At 73.6% G+C, this 17284-nt stretch carries 12 protein-coding genes and 1 tRNA gene; 10 read left to right on the plus strand and 3 right to left on the minus strand.

What is annotated here, in order from left to right; genetic code table 11:
* Positions 1 to 200 precede the first annotated feature (200 nt).
* From ACFYW1_RS20380 to ACFYW1_RS20390, 3 genes are all read left to right on the plus strand, one after another.
* Positions 201 to 1712 carry an FG-GAP repeat protein gene (locus ACFYW1_RS20380; RefSeq protein WP_388994672.1) on the plus strand — a complete coding sequence of 504 codons (1512 nt, stop codon included), beginning with the start codon at positions 201 to 203 and terminating at the stop codon, positions 1710 to 1712.
* 88 nt (positions 1713 to 1800) lie between these two features.
* Positions 1801 to 3093, plus strand: a complete 1293-nt coding sequence (locus tag ACFYW1_RS20385; protein WP_388994675.1) for a sensor histidine kinase — start codon at positions 1801 to 1803, stop codon at positions 3091 to 3093.
* A complete protein-coding gene (locus ACFYW1_RS20390; protein ID WP_388994678.1) occupies positions 3066 to 3725 on the plus strand; it encodes a response regulator in 660 nt (219 codons plus the stop codon). Before ACFYW1_RS20385 ends, ACFYW1_RS20390 begins: the two co-directional genes overlap by 28 nt.
* A gap of 149 nt (positions 3726 to 3874) precedes the next feature.
* Here ACFYW1_RS20390 and ACFYW1_RS20395 read toward each other — a convergent pair.
* Positions 3875 to 3947: transfer RNA gene (locus tag ACFYW1_RS20395), tRNA-Arg, on the minus strand.
* Positions 3948 to 4275: 328 nt separating this feature from the next.
* Here ACFYW1_RS20395 and ACFYW1_RS20400 point away from each other — a divergent pair.
* From ACFYW1_RS20400 to ACFYW1_RS20430, 7 genes are all read left to right on the plus strand, one after another.
* Complete coding sequence (locus ACFYW1_RS20400; RefSeq protein WP_388995081.1) at positions 4276 to 5916, plus strand: dynamin family protein; 1641 nt, start codon at positions 4276 to 4278, stop codon at positions 5914 to 5916.
* Positions 5916 to 7958: a GTP-binding protein gene (locus ACFYW1_RS20405; protein ID WP_388994681.1), complete on the plus strand. Its 2043-nt coding sequence runs from the start codon at positions 5916 to 5918 to the stop codon at positions 7956 to 7958. Before ACFYW1_RS20400 ends, ACFYW1_RS20405 begins: the two co-directional genes overlap by 1 nt.
* A 99-nt stretch (positions 7959 to 8057) precedes the next feature.
* Positions 8058 to 8633 carry a single-stranded DNA-binding protein gene (locus ACFYW1_RS20410; protein WP_388994684.1) on the plus strand — a complete coding sequence of 192 codons (576 nt, stop codon included), beginning with the start codon at positions 8058 to 8060 and terminating at the stop codon, positions 8631 to 8633.
* Positions 8634 to 8888: 255 nt separating this feature from the next.
* Complete coding sequence (locus tag ACFYW1_RS20415) at positions 8889 to 10334, plus strand: LAETG motif-containing sortase-dependent surface protein (protein ID WP_388994687.1); 1446 nt, start codon at positions 8889 to 8891, stop codon at positions 10332 to 10334.
* A gap of 258 nt (positions 10335 to 10592) precedes the next feature.
* Complete coding sequence (gene ettA, locus ACFYW1_RS20420; protein ID WP_388994690.1) at positions 10593 to 12257, plus strand: energy-dependent translational throttle protein EttA; 1665 nt, start codon at positions 10593 to 10595, stop codon at positions 12255 to 12257.
* A gap of 5 nt (positions 12258 to 12262) precedes the next feature.
* On the plus strand, positions 12263 to 12685 hold the full coding sequence (locus ACFYW1_RS20425) for an acyl-CoA thioesterase (RefSeq protein ID WP_388994693.1): 423 nt from the start codon (positions 12263 to 12265) through the stop codon (positions 12683 to 12685).
* Positions 12682 to 13362 carry a hypothetical protein gene (locus tag ACFYW1_RS20430; protein WP_388994696.1) on the plus strand — a complete coding sequence of 227 codons (681 nt, stop codon included), beginning with the start codon at positions 12682 to 12684 and terminating at the stop codon, positions 13360 to 13362. Before ACFYW1_RS20425 ends, ACFYW1_RS20430 begins: the two co-directional genes overlap by 4 nt.
* Before the next feature lie 157 nt (positions 13363 to 13519).
* Here the strand turns inward: ACFYW1_RS20430 and ACFYW1_RS20435 are convergent, their stop codons facing one another.
* Both ACFYW1_RS20435 and ACFYW1_RS20440 read right to left on the minus strand, forming a co-directional pair.
* Complete coding sequence (locus ACFYW1_RS20435; protein WP_388994699.1) at positions 13520 to 14482, minus strand: ATP-binding cassette domain-containing protein; 963 nt, start codon at positions 14480 to 14482, stop codon at positions 13520 to 13522.
* Positions 14479 to 17283, minus strand: coding sequence for an FtsX-like permease family protein (locus ACFYW1_RS20440; RefSeq protein ID WP_388994703.1), 2805 nt, complete (start codon positions 17281 to 17283; stop codon positions 14479 to 14481). The genes ACFYW1_RS20435 and ACFYW1_RS20440 overlap by 4 nt, the downstream gene beginning before the upstream one ends.
* Between the last annotated feature and the right edge of the window lies 1 nt (position 17284).

The raw sequence follows: 17284 nt of genomic DNA on the forward strand, positions 1-17284 counted from the left end.
CTTCGCGAACACGCCCCGTCCCCTTCGCACCACGGGCCGGGCCACGAACGGACCCGCCGCGCGCCCGGCGCGTGGAGGAGCTGTGACGGTCCGGCCCGCGGGGCAACCCCGGCCCGTTCCCACCGGTCTGAGCCTGCACGGTGCCGGTACTCCGCGCACCCTCCGGAACGTCCTTCCCGAACCCGACCGAAGGAGCCCCCGTGGCAGCCCGTGCCCTCGGAACCGCCGTCGTCCTCGCCCTCACCGCGACGACCGCCGTGATCACCCTTCCCACCGCGGGGGCGGCGACGCCCCGAACGGCCCCCGCCACGGCCCCGGCGTCCGCGGAATCCGCCGTCCCCACCCCGGCCGCGCGCCGCGACGACTTCAACGGCGACGGCTACCGGGACGTGGCGTTCAGCGCCCCCGACGCCACCGTCGGGGGCCGGGCCGAAGCCGGGTACGTGGGCGTGGTGTACGGCTCCGCGAAGGGCCTGCAGACCTCCACCAAGCAGGTCTTCACCCAGGATGCGCCCGGAATACCGGGCACCGCCGCGGCCGGTGTCCGGTTCGGTGGCGCGACGGCCGCCGCCGACCTCGACGGCGACGGGTACGGCGACCTCGTCGTCGGCGCGGAGAACGAGAAGGCCGGCACGTCCGGGTCCGCCGGTTCGCTCACGGTGATCTGGGGCGGCCCGCAGGGCCTGTCCGGCGGCGCGACCCTGCTGACCGGCGACGAGCAGTACGAGGGCATCGGCGGCAAGGTCGCCGTCGGGGACTTCGACGGCGACGGCGACACGGACGTGGTCACCCTCGGCAGGAGCGTCCTCCACGTCCTGTCCGGCCCGTTCGGGCGCGACGGCGGCGCGGCGGCCCCGGTCAGGGAGATCCGCGACATGGACGACCTGCGGTACATGGACCTCACCGCGGGCGACTTCGACGGCGACGGTCGCGACGACCTCGCCGGTGTCGTCCACGACGGCGACGAGTACGACGCCCGGCGCGCCATCGTCCGCAGGGGCGGCGCCACCGGCCTCGCCGAGGACTACACCGTCGTCAAGGGCGCGAACGGCTACCGCCTCCAGGCCGGCGAGACCATCGAGGCCGGTCACGTCGACGGCGACAAGTACGCCGACCTCGTCGTGGGCCGCATGGTCGAGGGCTACGACAGCGACCTGGACAACCCGCTCGCCCGGGGCGGCATGGTCACCTATGTCCCGGGCGGACCCACCGGCCCGCGGGGCGACCGGGCCAAGGTCTTCAACCAGGACAGCGCCGGTGTCCCCGGCGCCGCCGAGACGGGCGACGGCTTCGGCGCCTCGCTGTCGGTCGGCGACATGAACGGCGACGGCTACGGCGACATCGCCGTCGGCGTACCCGGCGAGGCCCTCGGCACGAAGAAGCGGGCGGGCTCGGTCCTGATCCTCCCCGGCACCGCCTCCGGCCCCACCGGGACCGGCACCCTGGGCTTCAACCAGGACACCGCGGACGTCCCCGGGGCCGCCGAGGCCGGGGACGGGTTCGGCGCCGCCGTGAAGCTGGTCGACGCCGACCGCGACGGCCGCGGCGAACTGGTCGTCGGCGCACCCGGCGAGAACACGGGCGCGGGCTCCCTGTGGGTCTTCCCGGCCACGGCCTCCGGCGTGACGGCCAAGGGCTCGTTCACCTTCGGCCACGGCACCCTCGGCACGGTGGGCACGGGCGCGCGACTGGGCGCTTCGTTCAACCGCTGACGACGCGCCCGGGGGTGGGGCCCGCCCCACCCCCGGGAGTCGGGCAGCGGGTATGTCCCGCCCCGAAATCGCCTCCTACGGTGGGGCCATGAGCTCCCGCACCGTGTGGCAGGCCCTGCCCGGTCCTCGTTACCCGCTGTCCTCCTGGCCCTGGCGGTCGGCCGGCTACCTGACCGGCGGCGCGGCGGCGGGAGCGGTCCTCCTGGTGGCGGGCGTGCTCGGGGTGGTCGTGGGCGGCGCGCTCTCCCTCGTACTGATCGGGCTGCCGCTGCTCGCGCTCATGGCCCTGACCGGGATTCCGGTGGCGGCCCTGGAGCGGCGCCGACTGCGGCTGATGGACCCCGGACCGGCGCCGGACCCGCACCGCAGGCCCGCCGAACCGGGGCTGTGGAGCTGGCTGACGTGCCGGTTCCGGGAGCGGGCCACCTGGGGGGAACTCGGGTACGCGCTGCTGTTCGCCGTGGTCCTGTGGCCGCTCGACGCCCTCGTGGTGGCCGTCTGCGCGGTCGTACCGCTGACGATGGCGGCCACCCCCGTGCTGCTGCGGGTGTACGGGGACGGCGAGGAACTCCGCGTGGTGAAGCTGTGGACGGTCACGACGTGGTCCGGGGCCTTCGCGACGGCGGCGGGCGGCCTCGTGCTCCTGCTGCTGGGCGGGTACGCCCTGGGCGCGGCGGCCGGGGCGCGCGCGGCGCTGACCCGCCTCCTGCTCGTCCCCGGACCGACGGAACTGGACGACCGGCTGGTCGAACTGGTCCGCTCCCGCGTCCGGCTGGTCGACGCCTTCGAGGCCGAGCGCCGCCGCATCGAGCGCGACCTCCACGACGGGGCCCAGCAACGCATCGTCGCGCTCACCATGATGCTCGGCCTGGCCCGGCTGGACGCCCCGCCCGGCCCGCTCGCCGACCAACTGGCCAGGGCCCACGAGGAGGCGGGCCGGGCCCTGGCCGAACTGCGCGAGCTGATCCACGGCATCCACCCCCAGGTCCTGGCCGACTACGGTCTGCGGGCGGCGGTCGCCGACGCCGCCGAACGCTCCGTGATCCCCGTCGGCCTCCGGCTCGACCTGCCCGGCAGACTCCCCGAAGCCGTCGAGGCCGCCGCGTACTTCGTGGTCTGCGAGGCACTGGCCAACGTCGCCCGGCACAGCGGGGCGAGCCGCGCCGAGATCAGCGGCGGCCACACCGGGGACCGGCTGTTCCTGGAGATCCACGACGACGGCCGGGGCGGCGCGAGCACGACCGGCGGCGGCAGCGGGCTGACCGGCCTGGCCGACCGGGTATCCGTGCTCGATGGCAGACTTGCGCTGTCCAGCCCGGCCGGGGGACCGACCCGATTGCGTGTGGAGATTCCTTGCGAGTGGACCGATCGCTCCGGGTAGTCCTGGCCGAGGACAGCGTGCTGCTGCGCGACGGACTGACCGGCCTGCTCGGCCGGTTCGGCCACGAGGTGGTCGCGGCGGTCGGGGACGCGGAGGCCCTCGTGGCGGCCGAGGCCGAACACGCCCCGGACATCGTCGTGACGGACGTCCGGATGCCGCCCGGCTTCCAGGACGAGGGCCTGCACGCCGCGATCCGCCTGCGCACCCGACGCCCCGCCCTCCCGGTGCTGGTCCTGAGCCAGTACGTGCAACGCACCTACGCCGCCGACCTCCTCGACTCCGGCGACGGTTCGGGCGTCGGCTACCTGCTCAAGGACCGGGTCGGCCAGGTCGAGGAGTTCATCGACGCCCTGCACGAGGTCGCCGACGGCGGCACGGTCGTCGACCCCGAGGTCGTACGCCAACTCCTGCGCCGCCGCCGCGACCCCCTGGAACGCCTCACCCCCCGCGAACGCGAGGTGCTCGCCCAGGTGGCCCAGGGCAGGTCGAACGGCGCCATCGCCCGCGAACTGGTCGTCTCCGAGGCGGCGGTGGGCAAGCACATCGGCAACATCCTCGCCAAACTCGACCTTCCCCCCGCCGACGAGACCCACCGCAGGGTCCTGGCGGTCCTGACGTACCTGCGCGCCTGACCCGCCCCCGCGGGGCGTTGCTCCCGGCTCTCCCGGCCGGATCCCGGGCCACCAGGGCTTATGCCGTCACTACGTGGTCTTCGCTAGCGTGCATCCGCCCGAGAAAAAAGGCCCTCCTGGTCGGAGGGCCCATGGGCCTGCGCGCTGTGCGCCCCCGGCAGGACTCGAACCTGCGGCCAAGTGCTTAGAAGGCACCTGCTCTATCCACTGAGCTACGGGGGCCGGGTGGTGGCCTCGGCGGACTGGAGCCCTGGGGCCGGGCCGGTTGGTGACCAGCCGGAACAAGGATAGAGCTCCTGTTGCCTCGTCCTGGTTGCTTCACCTGCGTGGCACGATGTGGAGGTTCGGTGAAGCGAACCGATAATCGCAGGTAGGTGGGATTCGCGCACCGCTTTTGGCGTCTCGCGCGCCGGGTGTTGTGCACTCGTTATGCCTGCGCCCCACTCGTCCCCTCTGTCCCGACTCCATTTTCGATGGAGAACCGGCGCGCAGAGGGGGTTATACGCTTCAAAAAGGCTTCAAAATTGGGCATTCTTCGCATGTGGTGACCTTGGATGGACGGCCTCAGCTCATCGACGCACTTTCCGCCCTGCGCGACCGTGTCGCTGCCGTGCGTCTTCCACTTCCGCTGCCGGGGGCGGCACGCGCCCGGCAGACCCGGGACGAACTGCTCGCCCAGCTCGACGACTATCTGCTTCCCCGACTGAGGGAGCCCGAAGCGCCCCTGCTCGCCGTCGTGGGCGGATCGACCGGCGCGGGGAAGTCGACGCTCGTCAACTCCCTGGTGGGAAGACGGGTCAGCGAGGCCGGGGTGCTGCGGCCGACCACCCGGACACCTGTGCTGGTCTGCCATCCGGACGACCACCACTGGTTCGCGGGGGTGCGCGTACTGCCGCAGCTGACCAGGGTCTGGTTGCCCCCGCAGGAGACCGGGGGCCCCGACGGGTGCGACGAGCTCGACGGGGGCGAGGAGGAGGACGCGAACGCGTTGCGCGTCGAGACCGCGCCCGGAATGCCGCGCGGGCTCGCGCTGCTCGACGCGCCCGACATCGACTCGCTCGTGGTGCGCAACCGGGTGCTGGCCGCCGAGTTGATCTGCGCCGCGGACGTATGGGTGATGGTGACCACGGCCTCCCGGTACGCGGACGCGGTGCCCTGGCACCTGCTGCGCACCGCCAAGCAGTACGACGCCTCGCTCGTCACCGTCCTGGACCGGGTGCCGCACCAGGTGATCGGCGAGGTCTCCCGGCAGTACGGGGCGCTGCTCACCCGGGCCGGTCTCGGCGAGGTGCCGCGCTTCACCATCCCCGAACTGCCCGAGTCGGCCGGTGGCGGCAACGGGCTGCTGCCCACGACCGCGGTCGCCCCGCTGCGGGCCTGGCTCAGCCACCGCGCCCAGGACCCGGCGGCCCGCCAGCAGGCCGTCGGGCGCACGGCGGCCGGGGCCATCGCCTCGCTGGACGTGCGGATGCTGGAGCTGGCCGGGGCCGTCGCGGCCCAGTACGCGGCGTCGGTACGGCTGAGCGGAGTGGTCGAGGACGCGTACCGGACGGAGGGCGCCCGGGTGCGGCGGAGGCTGCGCGGCGGCGGCGTGCTCGCCGGGGACGCCCGGACCAGATGGCGCGGCTACCCCCTGTACAGCACCTCCGAGGAACTCCTCGAAGCGCTGGTCGAGAGCCTCGCCGCGCTCCTGCAGTGCGCCGTGGCCGCCGCCGACGAACAGATCCGCACGACCTGGCGGCGCGATCCGGCGGCCGGGGCGTTCGGCTTCGAGGACGTCGGCCGGGAGGCCGGGGGGTGGGGGCCCGCCGAGGACATCCGGGGCCGGATCGCCATGGCCGTACGGCGGTGGTGGCGGGTCCTGGAGGAACTGGCCGAGGAGGAGGTGCGCCGGCTGGAGCGCAACGCCGCCCCCGACGCCGGGACCGTGACGGCGCTGCTGGCCGCCGCGCTGCTCGGCGGCCGCCGCACCCGCGGCGCCGGGGAGCAGCTCGCCGAACGGATCGGTGCCCAGGGCGCGCTGCGGCTGCGCGACAAGGGAGGGGCCCTGCTCACCGACTGCCTCGACCGGGTGCTGAACGGCGAGCGCGACCGGCGGCTCGCCCCGCTCGACGCGCTCGACGTGGCCCCGGAGCCGCAGGCCGAACTGATCGCCGCGCTGTCCGTACTGCAGAAGGAGAGGTGGCAGTGATGACTGCCGTCACCGACGAGGGAACCGGCCGGGGCGGAAGCTCCGCCCCGCACGGGAACCGGGACGCCGACATCCCGGGGCGCAGGACCGGGACGAGGACGGGCCCGGGCCCGGACGCCGAAAAGGCCGTACGGGCGGCGGGCCCCGGCCGGAACGTCGACGGCGAGGGGCGGGACGGCGGCACGGTGGGCCGTCCGGCCGAGCCGGGCCGGGAGTGGAACGACGGGCTCATCGCCCGCCGGGCCGCCGCCAGGGCGGCCGACCCCGAACCCGAGACCATGAGCGACGACGACGCGCGGCTGCCCCAGGTCGAGGCTTACGTGCCCTCCGGCGGCCCGCTCCGGCCGAGGCTGGACGCGCTGCGCGAACTCGTCGGGCTGTCCAGGGCCCGGCTCGACGGGGCCACCCTCGCCGAGGCGGGACGGGTGCTCGACGAGGCGGCGGCGCGGCAGCGGCTCTCCTCCCGGCACACCGTCGTCGCCATCGCGGGTGCGACCGGCAGCGGCAAGTCGACCCTCTTCAACACCCTCGCGGGCGCCCAGATCTCCGACACCGGGCTGCGCAGGCCGACGACCTCCGCCCCCATCGCCTGTTCCTGGACCGACGGGGCCGCGGGCCTGCTGGACCGGCTCGCCATCCCGGGGCGGCTGCGGCGCAGGCCGCAGCAGGGCGGTACGGAGGCCGACGAGGCCCTGCAGGGGCTCGTCCTGGTCGACCTGCCCGACCACGACTCGGCGGCGACCGGCCACCGCGACCAGGTCGACCGGGTGCTCGCGCTGGTCGACGCGGTGATCTGGGTCGTCGACCCGGAGAAGTACGCGGACGCGGCGCTGCACGAGCGCTATCTGCGGCCGCTCGCCGGACACGCCGAGGTCACCTTCGTCGTCCTCAACCAGATCGACCGGCTGCCCGGCGACACCGCCGACCAGGTCCTCGACGACCTGCGCAGGCTGCTCGACGAGGACGGCATGGCCCTGGGCGAGCACGGCGAGCCCGGTGCCACCGTCATGTCCCTGTCCGCGCTCACCGGTGAGGGGGTGGGCGAACTGCGCGAGGTGCTCGGCCGGTTCGTCCAGGAACGCACCGCGGCGGCCCGCCGGCTCTCCGCGGACGTGGACGTCGCCGCGGCCAGGCTCCGCCCGGTGTACGTGACCGAGGGGCGGGCCGGACTCGGCGAACAGGCCCGCGAGGAGTTCGCCGACCGGCTCGCGGAGGCCGTCGGGGCGGCGGCGACGGGCCAGGCGGCCGAACGCGAGTGGCGCCGCAACGCCGGACGGGCTTGCGGCACACCGTGGTTGCGGCTGTGGCGCTGGTACGAGTCCACCCGGCGGCCCGGGAGCCCGGAGCGTTCCGTGCAGCCCGCGCCCCCCGAGGAGCGGCTCACCTCCCGGCAGCGCGTCGAGCAGGCGGTCCGGGCGGTGGCGGACGAAGCCGCGGACGGGCTGCCGGGCCCCTGGGCGCAGGCGGTCCGCGAGGCGGCGGTGAACGGTGCGGAGGGGCTGCCGGAGGCGCTCGACGAACTGGTCGAACGGGTCGGGGCCGTGGAGGAGCGGGGCCGGGCGAACGGTACGGGCGGAGCCGACGGCGCGGGCGAGGAGGGGCGCGGTGCGGCGGCCAAGGAGCCGGGGACGGCCGGGACCTCCGGTACGGCGCACGGCGGGCGGACGAACGGGCGGCCGCCCAGGCCGAAATGGTGGCCGGCCGCCGTGCTGGCCCAGGTGTCGATGACGCTGTTGCAGGTCTTCGGCGGTCTCTGGCTGGTCGGTCAGATCGTCGGGGTGCTCGAACCGGGCTTCGTCGTCCCGGCCCTGATGATGCTGGCCGGGGTCGTCGGCGGCCCCCTGGTGGAGTGGTCGTGCGTGGTCGCGGCGCGGGGGCCGGCGCGACGGTACGGGCAGGAGGCCGAGCGGCAGTTGCGCGAGGCGGCGGCGGCGTGCGGGCGGGCGCGGGTCCTCGACCCGGTGGCGGCCGAACTCGCGCGGTACCGCGAGGTGCGGGAGAGGTACGTGACGGTGACGGAGATTTCCACAACCGGTACGTAGTCCACAGGCCCCGGCAGGATTTCCGCCTCTCCTTCAGTCTGGGACCGGTGGCCGCGCGGAAGCGGTCACCGGTCCGAGGGCCGAAGGGGAGGCGGAGTCATGAACGACACCTTGGTGACGCTGGTGGGCAACGCGGCGACGGGAGTGGAGTTCCGGGAGACGGCGTCCGGCGGAATGGCGCGATTCCGTTTCGCGGTGACGCCGCGGCGTTGGGATCGCGGGAAACAGCTCTGGACCGACGGGCACACCAGCTTTTTCACCGTGTGGGCCTGGCGGGCGCTCGCGCTGAATCTGTCCGGTTCCGTTTCCGTCGGGGAACCACTCGTCGTGCACGGCAGGCTGAAGGTGCGTGAGGAGGAACGGGAGGGGCGGCGGAAGACGTTCGTGGACATCGAGGCGGTCGCGGTGGGCCACGATCTGACGCGGGGGACGGCCGCGTTCCGGCGGGTGGCGAAAGGGGAGTCCGCCTTGACGATTTCCGTGGGGAGCCCGGACGGGGCGGGCGGTCCGGGCGGCGGGGACCCGTGGGACAGGGGGAGCGACGGGGGAGACGCAGGCGGCGGTGAAAGCAGTGAAGGAGGCGAAAGGGAGGAAGGGGAACGGCCCGTGCGGCGGGGGAACGAGCGGTCCACGGGGAGTCGGAAGACCGACGGGGAGCTCGCCCCGGTGCCGTGAACGGTCCGGGCCGGACGACCGGACGGAACGTGAACCGGAGGGGGCGGGACGGTTCCGGATCCGAGGGGCGGGGGAACACATGCGAGATCGGCGATAACGATTCCGATTCGGAATGGTTGTACGACGGTATGACTGGGGACTGTTCATCTTTTCGTCCCTAGGATTCCCCCGTACTCACGGGGCACTTGAGTCGACTGGCAGGACAATCCCCACACGCGTATCGGGCGCGGAAGGTCCTGCCCGGAGGGGAATTCTGTGTTTTCTGCTTCTTCAGCGACCGCTTCGCCGTCCAGGGAGACGACGACCGGCTCTTCACGGCGGCGCGGCATAACCAGGCTGGCCGCGTCCGTGGTGGCGTCCGGGTTGGTCATGGCAGGCGCCCTCGTCGGCGCGGGCAGCGCGGTCGCCGACGAGACCCCGCAGCACCAGGGCGGCGCGGCCGCGGTCCTGGACGGGTTGAAGACCTACGACCGTGCTGTGCTCCACGCGGACGGCAAGAACCAGGAGCTGCCCGCCGGTCTCTTCGAGATGACCGTCGACGGCGGCGGCAAGCTCAAGACGTACTGCATCGACATCCACAACCCCACCCAGGACCAGGCGAAGTACCTGGAGACCCCCTGGAACCAGACCTCGCTCAACACCAACAAGAACGCGGGCAAGATCCGCTGGATCCTGGAGCACTCCTACCCGCAGGTCGACGACCTCGCGGCGCTCGCCAAGGCGGCCGGCACCGGCCCGCTCACCGAGAAGACCGCGGCGGCGGGCACCCAGGTCGCCATCTGGCGCTACTCGGACAACGTCGACGTGGAGGCCACCGACGGCCAGGCCGAGAAGCTCGCCGACTGGCTGGAGAAGAGCGCCGTCGACCAGGCCGAGCCCAAGGCGTCCCTCGCCCTGGACCCGGCCGCGGTCTCCGGCAAGTCCGGTGAGAAGCTCGGCCCGATCACCGTCCGCACCAACGCCGGCCAGGTCTCCGTGACCCCGCCCGCCGACGCGGCGAGCGGCGTCAAGGTCACCGACAAGAGCGGCAAGCCCGTCACCACCGCGGCCAACGGCGCCGAGCTCTACTTCGACGTCCCGGCGGGTGCCGCCGACGGCACCGCCTCGCTGACCGTCCAGGCCACCACCTCGGTGCCGGTCGGCCGGGCCTTCGCCGGTGTCACCAAGAGCCAGACCATGATCCTGGCCGGCTCCAGCGAGTCCACGGTCTCCGCGACCGCCACCGGCACCTGGGCCAAGAAGGGCGCCATCCCGGCCGTCTCGGCCCAGAAGAACTGCGCCAAGGGCGGCGTGGACGTCACCGCGAGCAACGAGGGCGACGAGGCGTTCACCTTCGAGCTGGCCGGTGCGAAGCACACCATCGAGGCGGGCAAGTCCGAGACGGTCACCATCCCGGTCGCCGAGGACCAGGCGTACGACTTCACGATCACCGGCCCCGGCGGCTTCAGCAAGACGTTCAAGGGCGTCCTGGACTGCAAGACCAGCGGCAGCGCCACCGGCGGCACCGACACCCAGACCGGTGGGGACAAGCCCGCTCCGGCCACCTCCGGCTCCAGCGCCACCGGCGGCTCGGGTGACCTCGCCGAGACCGGTGGCTCCAGCGCCACCCCGGTCATCGCGGGCATCGCGATCGCCCTCGTCGTCGTCGGCGGCGGCGCGGTCTTCCTGCTCCGCAAGCGCAAGACTCAGGCCTCCGCCTGATCGAGTGGTGACGAGGGGCGGGCGGATCGTCGCGCCCGTCCGGTGACGGCCCCGGTACGCCGCCGCGCACGCTGACCACAGCGTCCGCAGGCCCGTACCGGGGCTTTCGCGTGCCGGGGCGGCCTTCGCGCGGGGCTCCGGGCCCGGCCCGTACGGGATCCGCACGGGCCGGAGGCCGTACTGGTTTCCGTCCGGGTGCCGACGTCAGGCAAGATGGGTGTATCTGCCCACACCTCTATTGCTGCCGGACGGTTTCTCTTGGCTGAGTACATCTACACCATGCGCAAGACGCGCAAAGCGCACGGCGACAAGGTGATCCTCGATGACGTCAACCTGAACTTCCTGCCCGGCGCGAAGATCGGTGTCGTGGGCCCCAACGGCGCCGGCAAGTCCACGGTGCTGAAGATCATGGCGGGCCTGGAGCAGCCGTCCAACGGCGACGCGTTCCTGTCGCCCGGCTTCACCGTCGGCATCCTCATGCAGGAGCCGCAGCTCGACGAGACGAAGACCGTCCTGGAGAACGTGCAGGACGGCGCCGCCGAGATCATGGGCAAGCTCAAGCGCTTCAACGAGGTCGCCGAGCTCATGGCGACCGACTACTCCGACGAGCTCATGGACGAGATGGGCAAGCTCCAGGAGGTCCTGGACCACGCCAACGCGTGGGACCTGGACGCCCAGCTGGAGCAGGCCATGGACGCGCTGGGCTGCCCGCCCGGCGACTGGCCGGTCGTCAACCTCTCCGGTGGCGAGAAGCGCCGCGTGGCGCTCTGCAAGCTCCTCATCGAGGCCCCGGACCTGCTGCTCCTCGACGAGCCCACCAACCACCTCGACGCCGAGTCGGTGAACTGGCTGGAGCAGCACCTCTCGAAGTACGCGGGCGCCGTCGTCGCCGTCACGCACGACCGGTACTTCCTGAACAACGTCGCCGAGTGGATCCTGGAGCTCGACCGCGGCCGCGCCCTGCCGTACGAGGGCAACTACTCCACGTACCTCGACAAGAAGGCCGCCCGCCTCAAGGTCGAGGGCCGCAAGGACGAGAAGCGCGCCAAGCGGCTCAAGGAAGAGCTGGAGTGGGTCCGCTCCAACGCCAAGGGCCGGCAGACCAAGTCCAAGGCCCGTCTCGCCCGTTACGAGGAGATGGCGGCCGAGGCGGACAAGATGCGGAAGCTGGACTTCGAGGAGATCCAGATCCCGCCGGGCCCGCGTCTCGGGTCCATCGTCGTCGAGGTCGAGAACCTCTCGAAGGCCTTCGGCGACAAGGTCCTCATCGACGACCTGTCGTTCACGCTGCCGCGCAACGGCATCGTCGGCGTCATCGGTCCGAACGGCGCGGGCAAGACCACGCTGTTCAAGATGATCCAGGGCCTGGAGACCCCCGACAGCGGCTCGGTCAAGATCGGTGAGACGGTCAAGATCTCCTACGTCGACCAGTCCCGCGCCAACATCGACCCGAAGAAGACCCTCTGGGCCGTCGTCTCGGACGAGCTGGACTACATCAACGTCGGCCAGGTCGAGATGCCCTCGCGGGCGTACGTCTCCGCGTTCGGCTTCAAGGGCCCGGACCAGCAGAAGCCGGCCGGCGTCCTGTCCGGTGGTGAGCGCAACCGCCTCAACCTGGCGCTGACGCTCAAGGAGGGCGGCAACCTGCTGCTCCTCGACGAGCCCACCAACGACCTCGACGTCGAGACCCTGTCCTCGCTGGAGAACGCCCTCCTGGAGTTCCCCGGCGCCGCGGTGGTCATCTCCCACGACCGCTGGTTCCTGGACCGGGTCGCCACGCACATCCTGGCGTACGAGGGCGACTCCAAGTGGTACTGGTTCGAGGGCAACTTCGAGTCGTACGAGAAGAACAAGGTCGAGCGCCTCGGCGCGGACGCGGCCCGTCCGCACCGTGCCACGTACAAGAAGCTCACGCGGGGCTGATCGTCTTGGCTCGTCACATCTACAGCTGCCCGCTGCGCTGGTCGGACATGGATGCCTTCGGCCACGTGAACAACGTGGTCTTCCTCCGCTACCTGGAGGAGGCGCGCATCGACTTCATGTTCCGGCTGGCGCCGGGGGACGGCTCGCCCTCCTTCTCGGGCGGGTCCGTCGTGGCCCGGCACGAGATCGACTACATACGGCCGCTGGTCCACCGGCACGCGCCGGTCACCATCGAGTCGTGGGTCACGAAGATCGGCGCGGCGTCGCTGACGATCAAGTACGAGATCAAGGACCCGGACGAGGTGTACGTACGGGCCTCGACCATCGTCGTGCCGTACGACCTGGCCCGGTCGCGGCCCCGTCGGATCTCCGACGAGGAACGGTTCTTCCTTGAGCAGTACATGGCCGAGGAGCCCGCTGCGGTATGACGGTGCCCGTACGGTCGCTGGAATTCGCCGACCCGAGGGAGGCCGCGGACCTCGCGGCCTTCCTCGGCCGGTTGCTCCGCTACGACCGGGCCGCCGCGGTGCGGTTGCAGGCGGGCGGCGGGGCACTGGCGGTGTTCGGCCGTCCGCCGTCGTTCGAGGTCCTGGCGGTCCGGGCGGCGCGGCTCGCCGCCCCGGACGAGTTCGACGTCACCGTGTCCGCCGGTGAGCTCCTCGAATCCCTGGAGGAGTCGACCGGCGCGGGCGCGATCCCGGCCCCCGTCACCGGGCCGCCGTGGACGGGCGTGCTCCCGCCGCGCGGCGGCTGGCGGGAACAGCCGGGGCTGCCGGGGCCACCGGCCCTGCGCGGCGCCGTCGCCGCCGCCGTGGCCGAGTTCCGCGGCCGTGACGAGGCCCTGCCCGAGGAACGCCGCACCCGGGCGGAACGAGACCTGATCGGCCGCGAGATCTGGTCCCGGACGGTCGGCGGCACCGCCCTCCCGCTGCGCGCCGTGCACGCCGCCCAGTCGCTGGGGTTCCTGCGCGCGGCGCCGGACTTCCCGGTCGCCCTGCTCGCTGCCGGTTCCTGGCTGCGGCTGCGCACCCCGTTCGGCTCGATCGCCCTGCGCGGCCCGGGAAGCGGCCTCGGCACCCTCGCGGTGACGGTGGGCGCGGGCTGAGGCCCGAGCGGCCCGGTTTCGAGCGGAGGCCCGGCGGGGGAGATCCCGCCGGGCCCGTACGCCTGCTGATCAACGGTCCTTCCCGGTGTGCGGCGCAGGGCCGGTGCCCCCTCGTACGGGCCACTCGGCGGAAGCCGCCCGGGGCAGGCCCCGCCCGTCACGGGCGCGGCTGGTCGTCCGGCCAGATCCCGATGTGGTCCTGCTCCAGCTCCAGCATCACCCGGTGCTCCATGCCGAGCGCCTCCGTGTAGTCGGCGGGCAGTTGCAGCCGGCCCGCGCGGTCGAGCATCGCGTACTCCCGCGCCACCTGGGACTCCTGGCCCGTCGCCGCGTCCACCTCGGTACGGCGCAGCACCTCGGAGGACGTACGGCCGTCGCGGATGGCGACCGTGCGGCGGACCTCGGACGCCACCGCCTGGTCGTGGGTGACGATCACGATCGTGGTGCCGAGCTCTTCGTTGGCGCGGCGGAACGCGGCGAAGATCTGCTCGCCCGTGGCCGAGTCGAGCTCGCCCGTCGGTTCGTCGGCGAGCAGCACCGACGGGCTGTTGGCGAGGGCCACCGCGATCGCAACCCGCTGCTGCTGGCCGCCGGAGAGCTGCTGCGGGCGCCGGTCGCGGCAGTCCGCGACGTCCAGGATCCGGAGCAGCGAATCGGCGCGGGCGGTCCGCTCGGCGTTCCGGCCCCGGCCGCGCAGCTGCATCGGCAGGGTGACGTTCTGGACGGCGGTGAGGTACGGGAGCAGGTTGCGGGCGGTCTGCTGCCAGACGAAGCCGACGACCTCCCGGCGGTAGCGGAGCCGTTCCTTCTGCCCCATCGACAGCAGGTCGCGGCCGGCCACCTTCGCCGACCCGGCCGTCGGCACGTCCAGGCCCGCCAGGATGTTCATCAGGGTCGACTTGCCGCTGCCGGAGGCGCCGACCAGGGCCATCAACTCGCCCTCGGTGACCAGGAGGTCGAGGCCCTGGAGGGCCTGCACCTCCACCCCGTCCGCGGAGAAGATGCGGACCAGCCGGTCGCAGGCGATCAGCGCGTCGTGCCCGTAGGAGGGCCGGTCGCGGCGGGCGGTGGCCCGCTGTTCGAGCTCGGCGAGGGTGGTGCCGGTGGACGGTGACGTCATCGGGGGTCTCCTGCCCTGAGTTCGGTGATCGATCCGCGGCGGCTCGCCCACCATGCCTGGACGGCGGCCGTCGTCGCGGTGAGGACGACCACGCCGAGTGCCGGAAGCACCAGCGACCACGGGTCGGGCCGCAGGTGGGCGGTGTCCGGCGCGGTGGCGCCGGGACCGTTGAAGAGCGCCAGCCCCACGAGGTCGACGCCCGGGGCCAGCAGCGTGATCGCCGCCCAGCCGACCAGCACCCCGCCGAGGGCCGCGGGCAGGGCCTGCGGCAGCGATTCCAGCCCCAGCAGCCGTCTGCCCTGGCGGGAGGTGAGGCCCATGGTCCGCAGCCGGGCCAGCAGGGCGATGCGCTCCGGTGCGGTGCGCAGCAGCGACAGCAGGACGGCCAGCAGGGCGTAGCCCGCCCCGACCGCGACCGCCGCCGCGTAGATCCCGCGCGTCCCCCGCTGCATCGGGGTGTCGACGAACGCCGCCCGCTCCTCGGCGCGCAGCCGTACGGAGATGCTCCTGTCCACGGGCCGGACGACGTCCCGCAGCGCCTTCGGGTCCGGGTCCCCGGTCACCAGCAGGGTGGTGGTCAGCTTCCGGGTGAGCGCGGCGGAGTCGACGAGCAGGAACTCGTGGCCGGGGACGGCGGCGGTGCGCGGCACGATCCCGGCCACCCGCACCCTGAGGTCCCCGGCCGGGGTGGTCAGGTCGCGCGGCCCGTCGCCCAGTTCCGCGGCGGTGGCCGGCGAGGCGATCACCGGTACGACCACGCTCCCGGCCTCGCCCTTCCCGGCCCGCAGCCGGTCGGCCGGGAACGGCCCCAGCTCCGTCGCACGGGCCAGCCCGGCGTACGTGTCGGGGTCGACGCCCAGCACCACCGTGTTCTTCATGCTGCCGGAGCCGTCCGCGGCGGGCGGCATCGGCACCTCGGTCACCACCTGCACCGGGGCCACCTGCCGCACGCCGTCCGTCTCCCGGACCTTCCGGACCAGCCGCTCCGGGAGCGGCGCCGTGTCGAGCAGCCCGCTGATCCGGGCGTCCGCGCCGACCGCGAGCACCGCCGCCCGGTCCCGGGCTTCCGAGACCCCGGCGAGGACCGAACCGCCGAACGCCGCCGTGGTCAGCGCGAGCAGCAGCGCGAGCAGCGGCAGCGCCCCGGCCGCCGAACTCCGCCCGGCCCGGGCCAGCGACAGGAAGCCGACCGCCCCGCGCCGCCGGGAGACGGCCCGCGAGGCCAGCCGCAGCGGCCACGGCAGCAGCCGCACCAGGACCAGCGCCGCGATCAGTCCGACGAGCACCGGGGCCGCGCTGACCAGCAGATCTCCGCCGTCGCCGTCCGCCGTGCCGCGCCGCCGCAGCCCGACCACCGCGCCCACCGCCAGCACCAGCACGGTGAGCTCGGCGACCGTCCGCAGCCGGGACGGGCGGGCGTCCATCAGGTCGTCGCGGGTACCGGGCAGCCGCAGCCTGCGATGCGGCAGCACCGCTCCCACCGGCACCGCGACACAGACCAGGGCGGCGACGAGGGCCGGCCCGGCCACCGAGGGCCCCGGCCGGACCGGTCCGAAGAACGGCAGCGCGGCCAGCAGCCCCAGCGCCGCCGCGGGCACCACGACCACCGCCGTCTCGGCGAGCAGTCGCCCGCCCATCCCGGCCAGCGAACCGCCGCGCGCCCGCAGCAGCGCCAGTTCCTCCCGGCGCCGGCCGCCGATCAGCCCGGCCGTCATCAGCAGCACCACGGCGGCGACGGCCCCGACGCCCACGGCGGCCACCGTGACGACCGGATCGATCGCCGTGCGCAGCGTGTCGTACCCGGCGAGGATCTCGTCCAGTTCGGTGCGGAAGGCCGCGTTGTCCCCGGCCATCGCCCGCAGCCGCACCAGCCCCGGGCCGCTCTCCAGCGAGGCGAGCGCCGAGCGCAGCTTCGGCACGTCGTCGGCGGTCAGCCCGGAGGCGTCCGGCGCGAACCGCCAGAACATCTCCGGCTCACCGGTCGAGCCGAGCAGGGCGGGCCCGGCGTCCGGCGCCAGCAGCACGGCCGCGGTCCAGTAGTAGAGGGGCGGGCCCAGGGGAGGCGGGATCGTTTTCGGCGCGGGCACCAGCGCCGGGGTCCGCAACAGCGGATCGGCCGACCAGTAGGTGCTCCGGGGCTTCTCGGGAGCGATGACACCGGTGATCCGTACGGTCAGGTGCTCCCCGGCCCGGGTCGGTACGGAGAGCGTCGAACCGGGCTTCGCCCCCAGAGCCTTCGCCGTCTCCTCGCTGATCACGCCCTCCACCTCGCCGGTGTCCTCGGTGACCGTGCCGCGCGTGGCGGGCCAGGCCCCGGAGCGCAGTGCGGCGTGGCGGGGGAGGTCGGACACGGTGGTGTAGCTCAGCTGCGGGTCGAGCCCGTCGGGCCGGGGCAGCCAGGTCTCCTGCGCGAGCAGCGCCTTGCTGGTGCCGAAGCCGTACGAGGACTCGTCGGCACCGGGCCGCACCTCGGCGGGCAGCGCGGCGCGGGCCTTCCCGTGGACGGCCCTCAGCGCCGCGCCGCGCACCGTCGCCTCGCGCTCGGCCGGAGGCATCTGGAGGCTGGGCTGCGGGCTGATCAGCTCCAGGACGCTGTGCCCGGGGCCGGTGGCGGTGATGTCGTGGCGCAGCCCATCGGTCCCCTGGTGTTCCACCGCGCGCGGGAAGAGGGCCGTGAGGAACGACGTGACCAGCACCAGCACCGCCAGCGCCCAGGCGGCGCCGGGTGCGGTGCGCAGCCGGGTACGGACCCAGGGGGCGCAGGCGGCGGGGGCGCGGCCCCGGACGGAACGCGTGGTCATG

It is taken from the genome of Streptomyces sp. NPDC002669 (assembly GCF_042889165.1).
Taxonomy (GTDB): domain Bacteria; phylum Actinomycetota; class Actinomycetes; order Streptomycetales; family Streptomycetaceae; genus Streptomyces.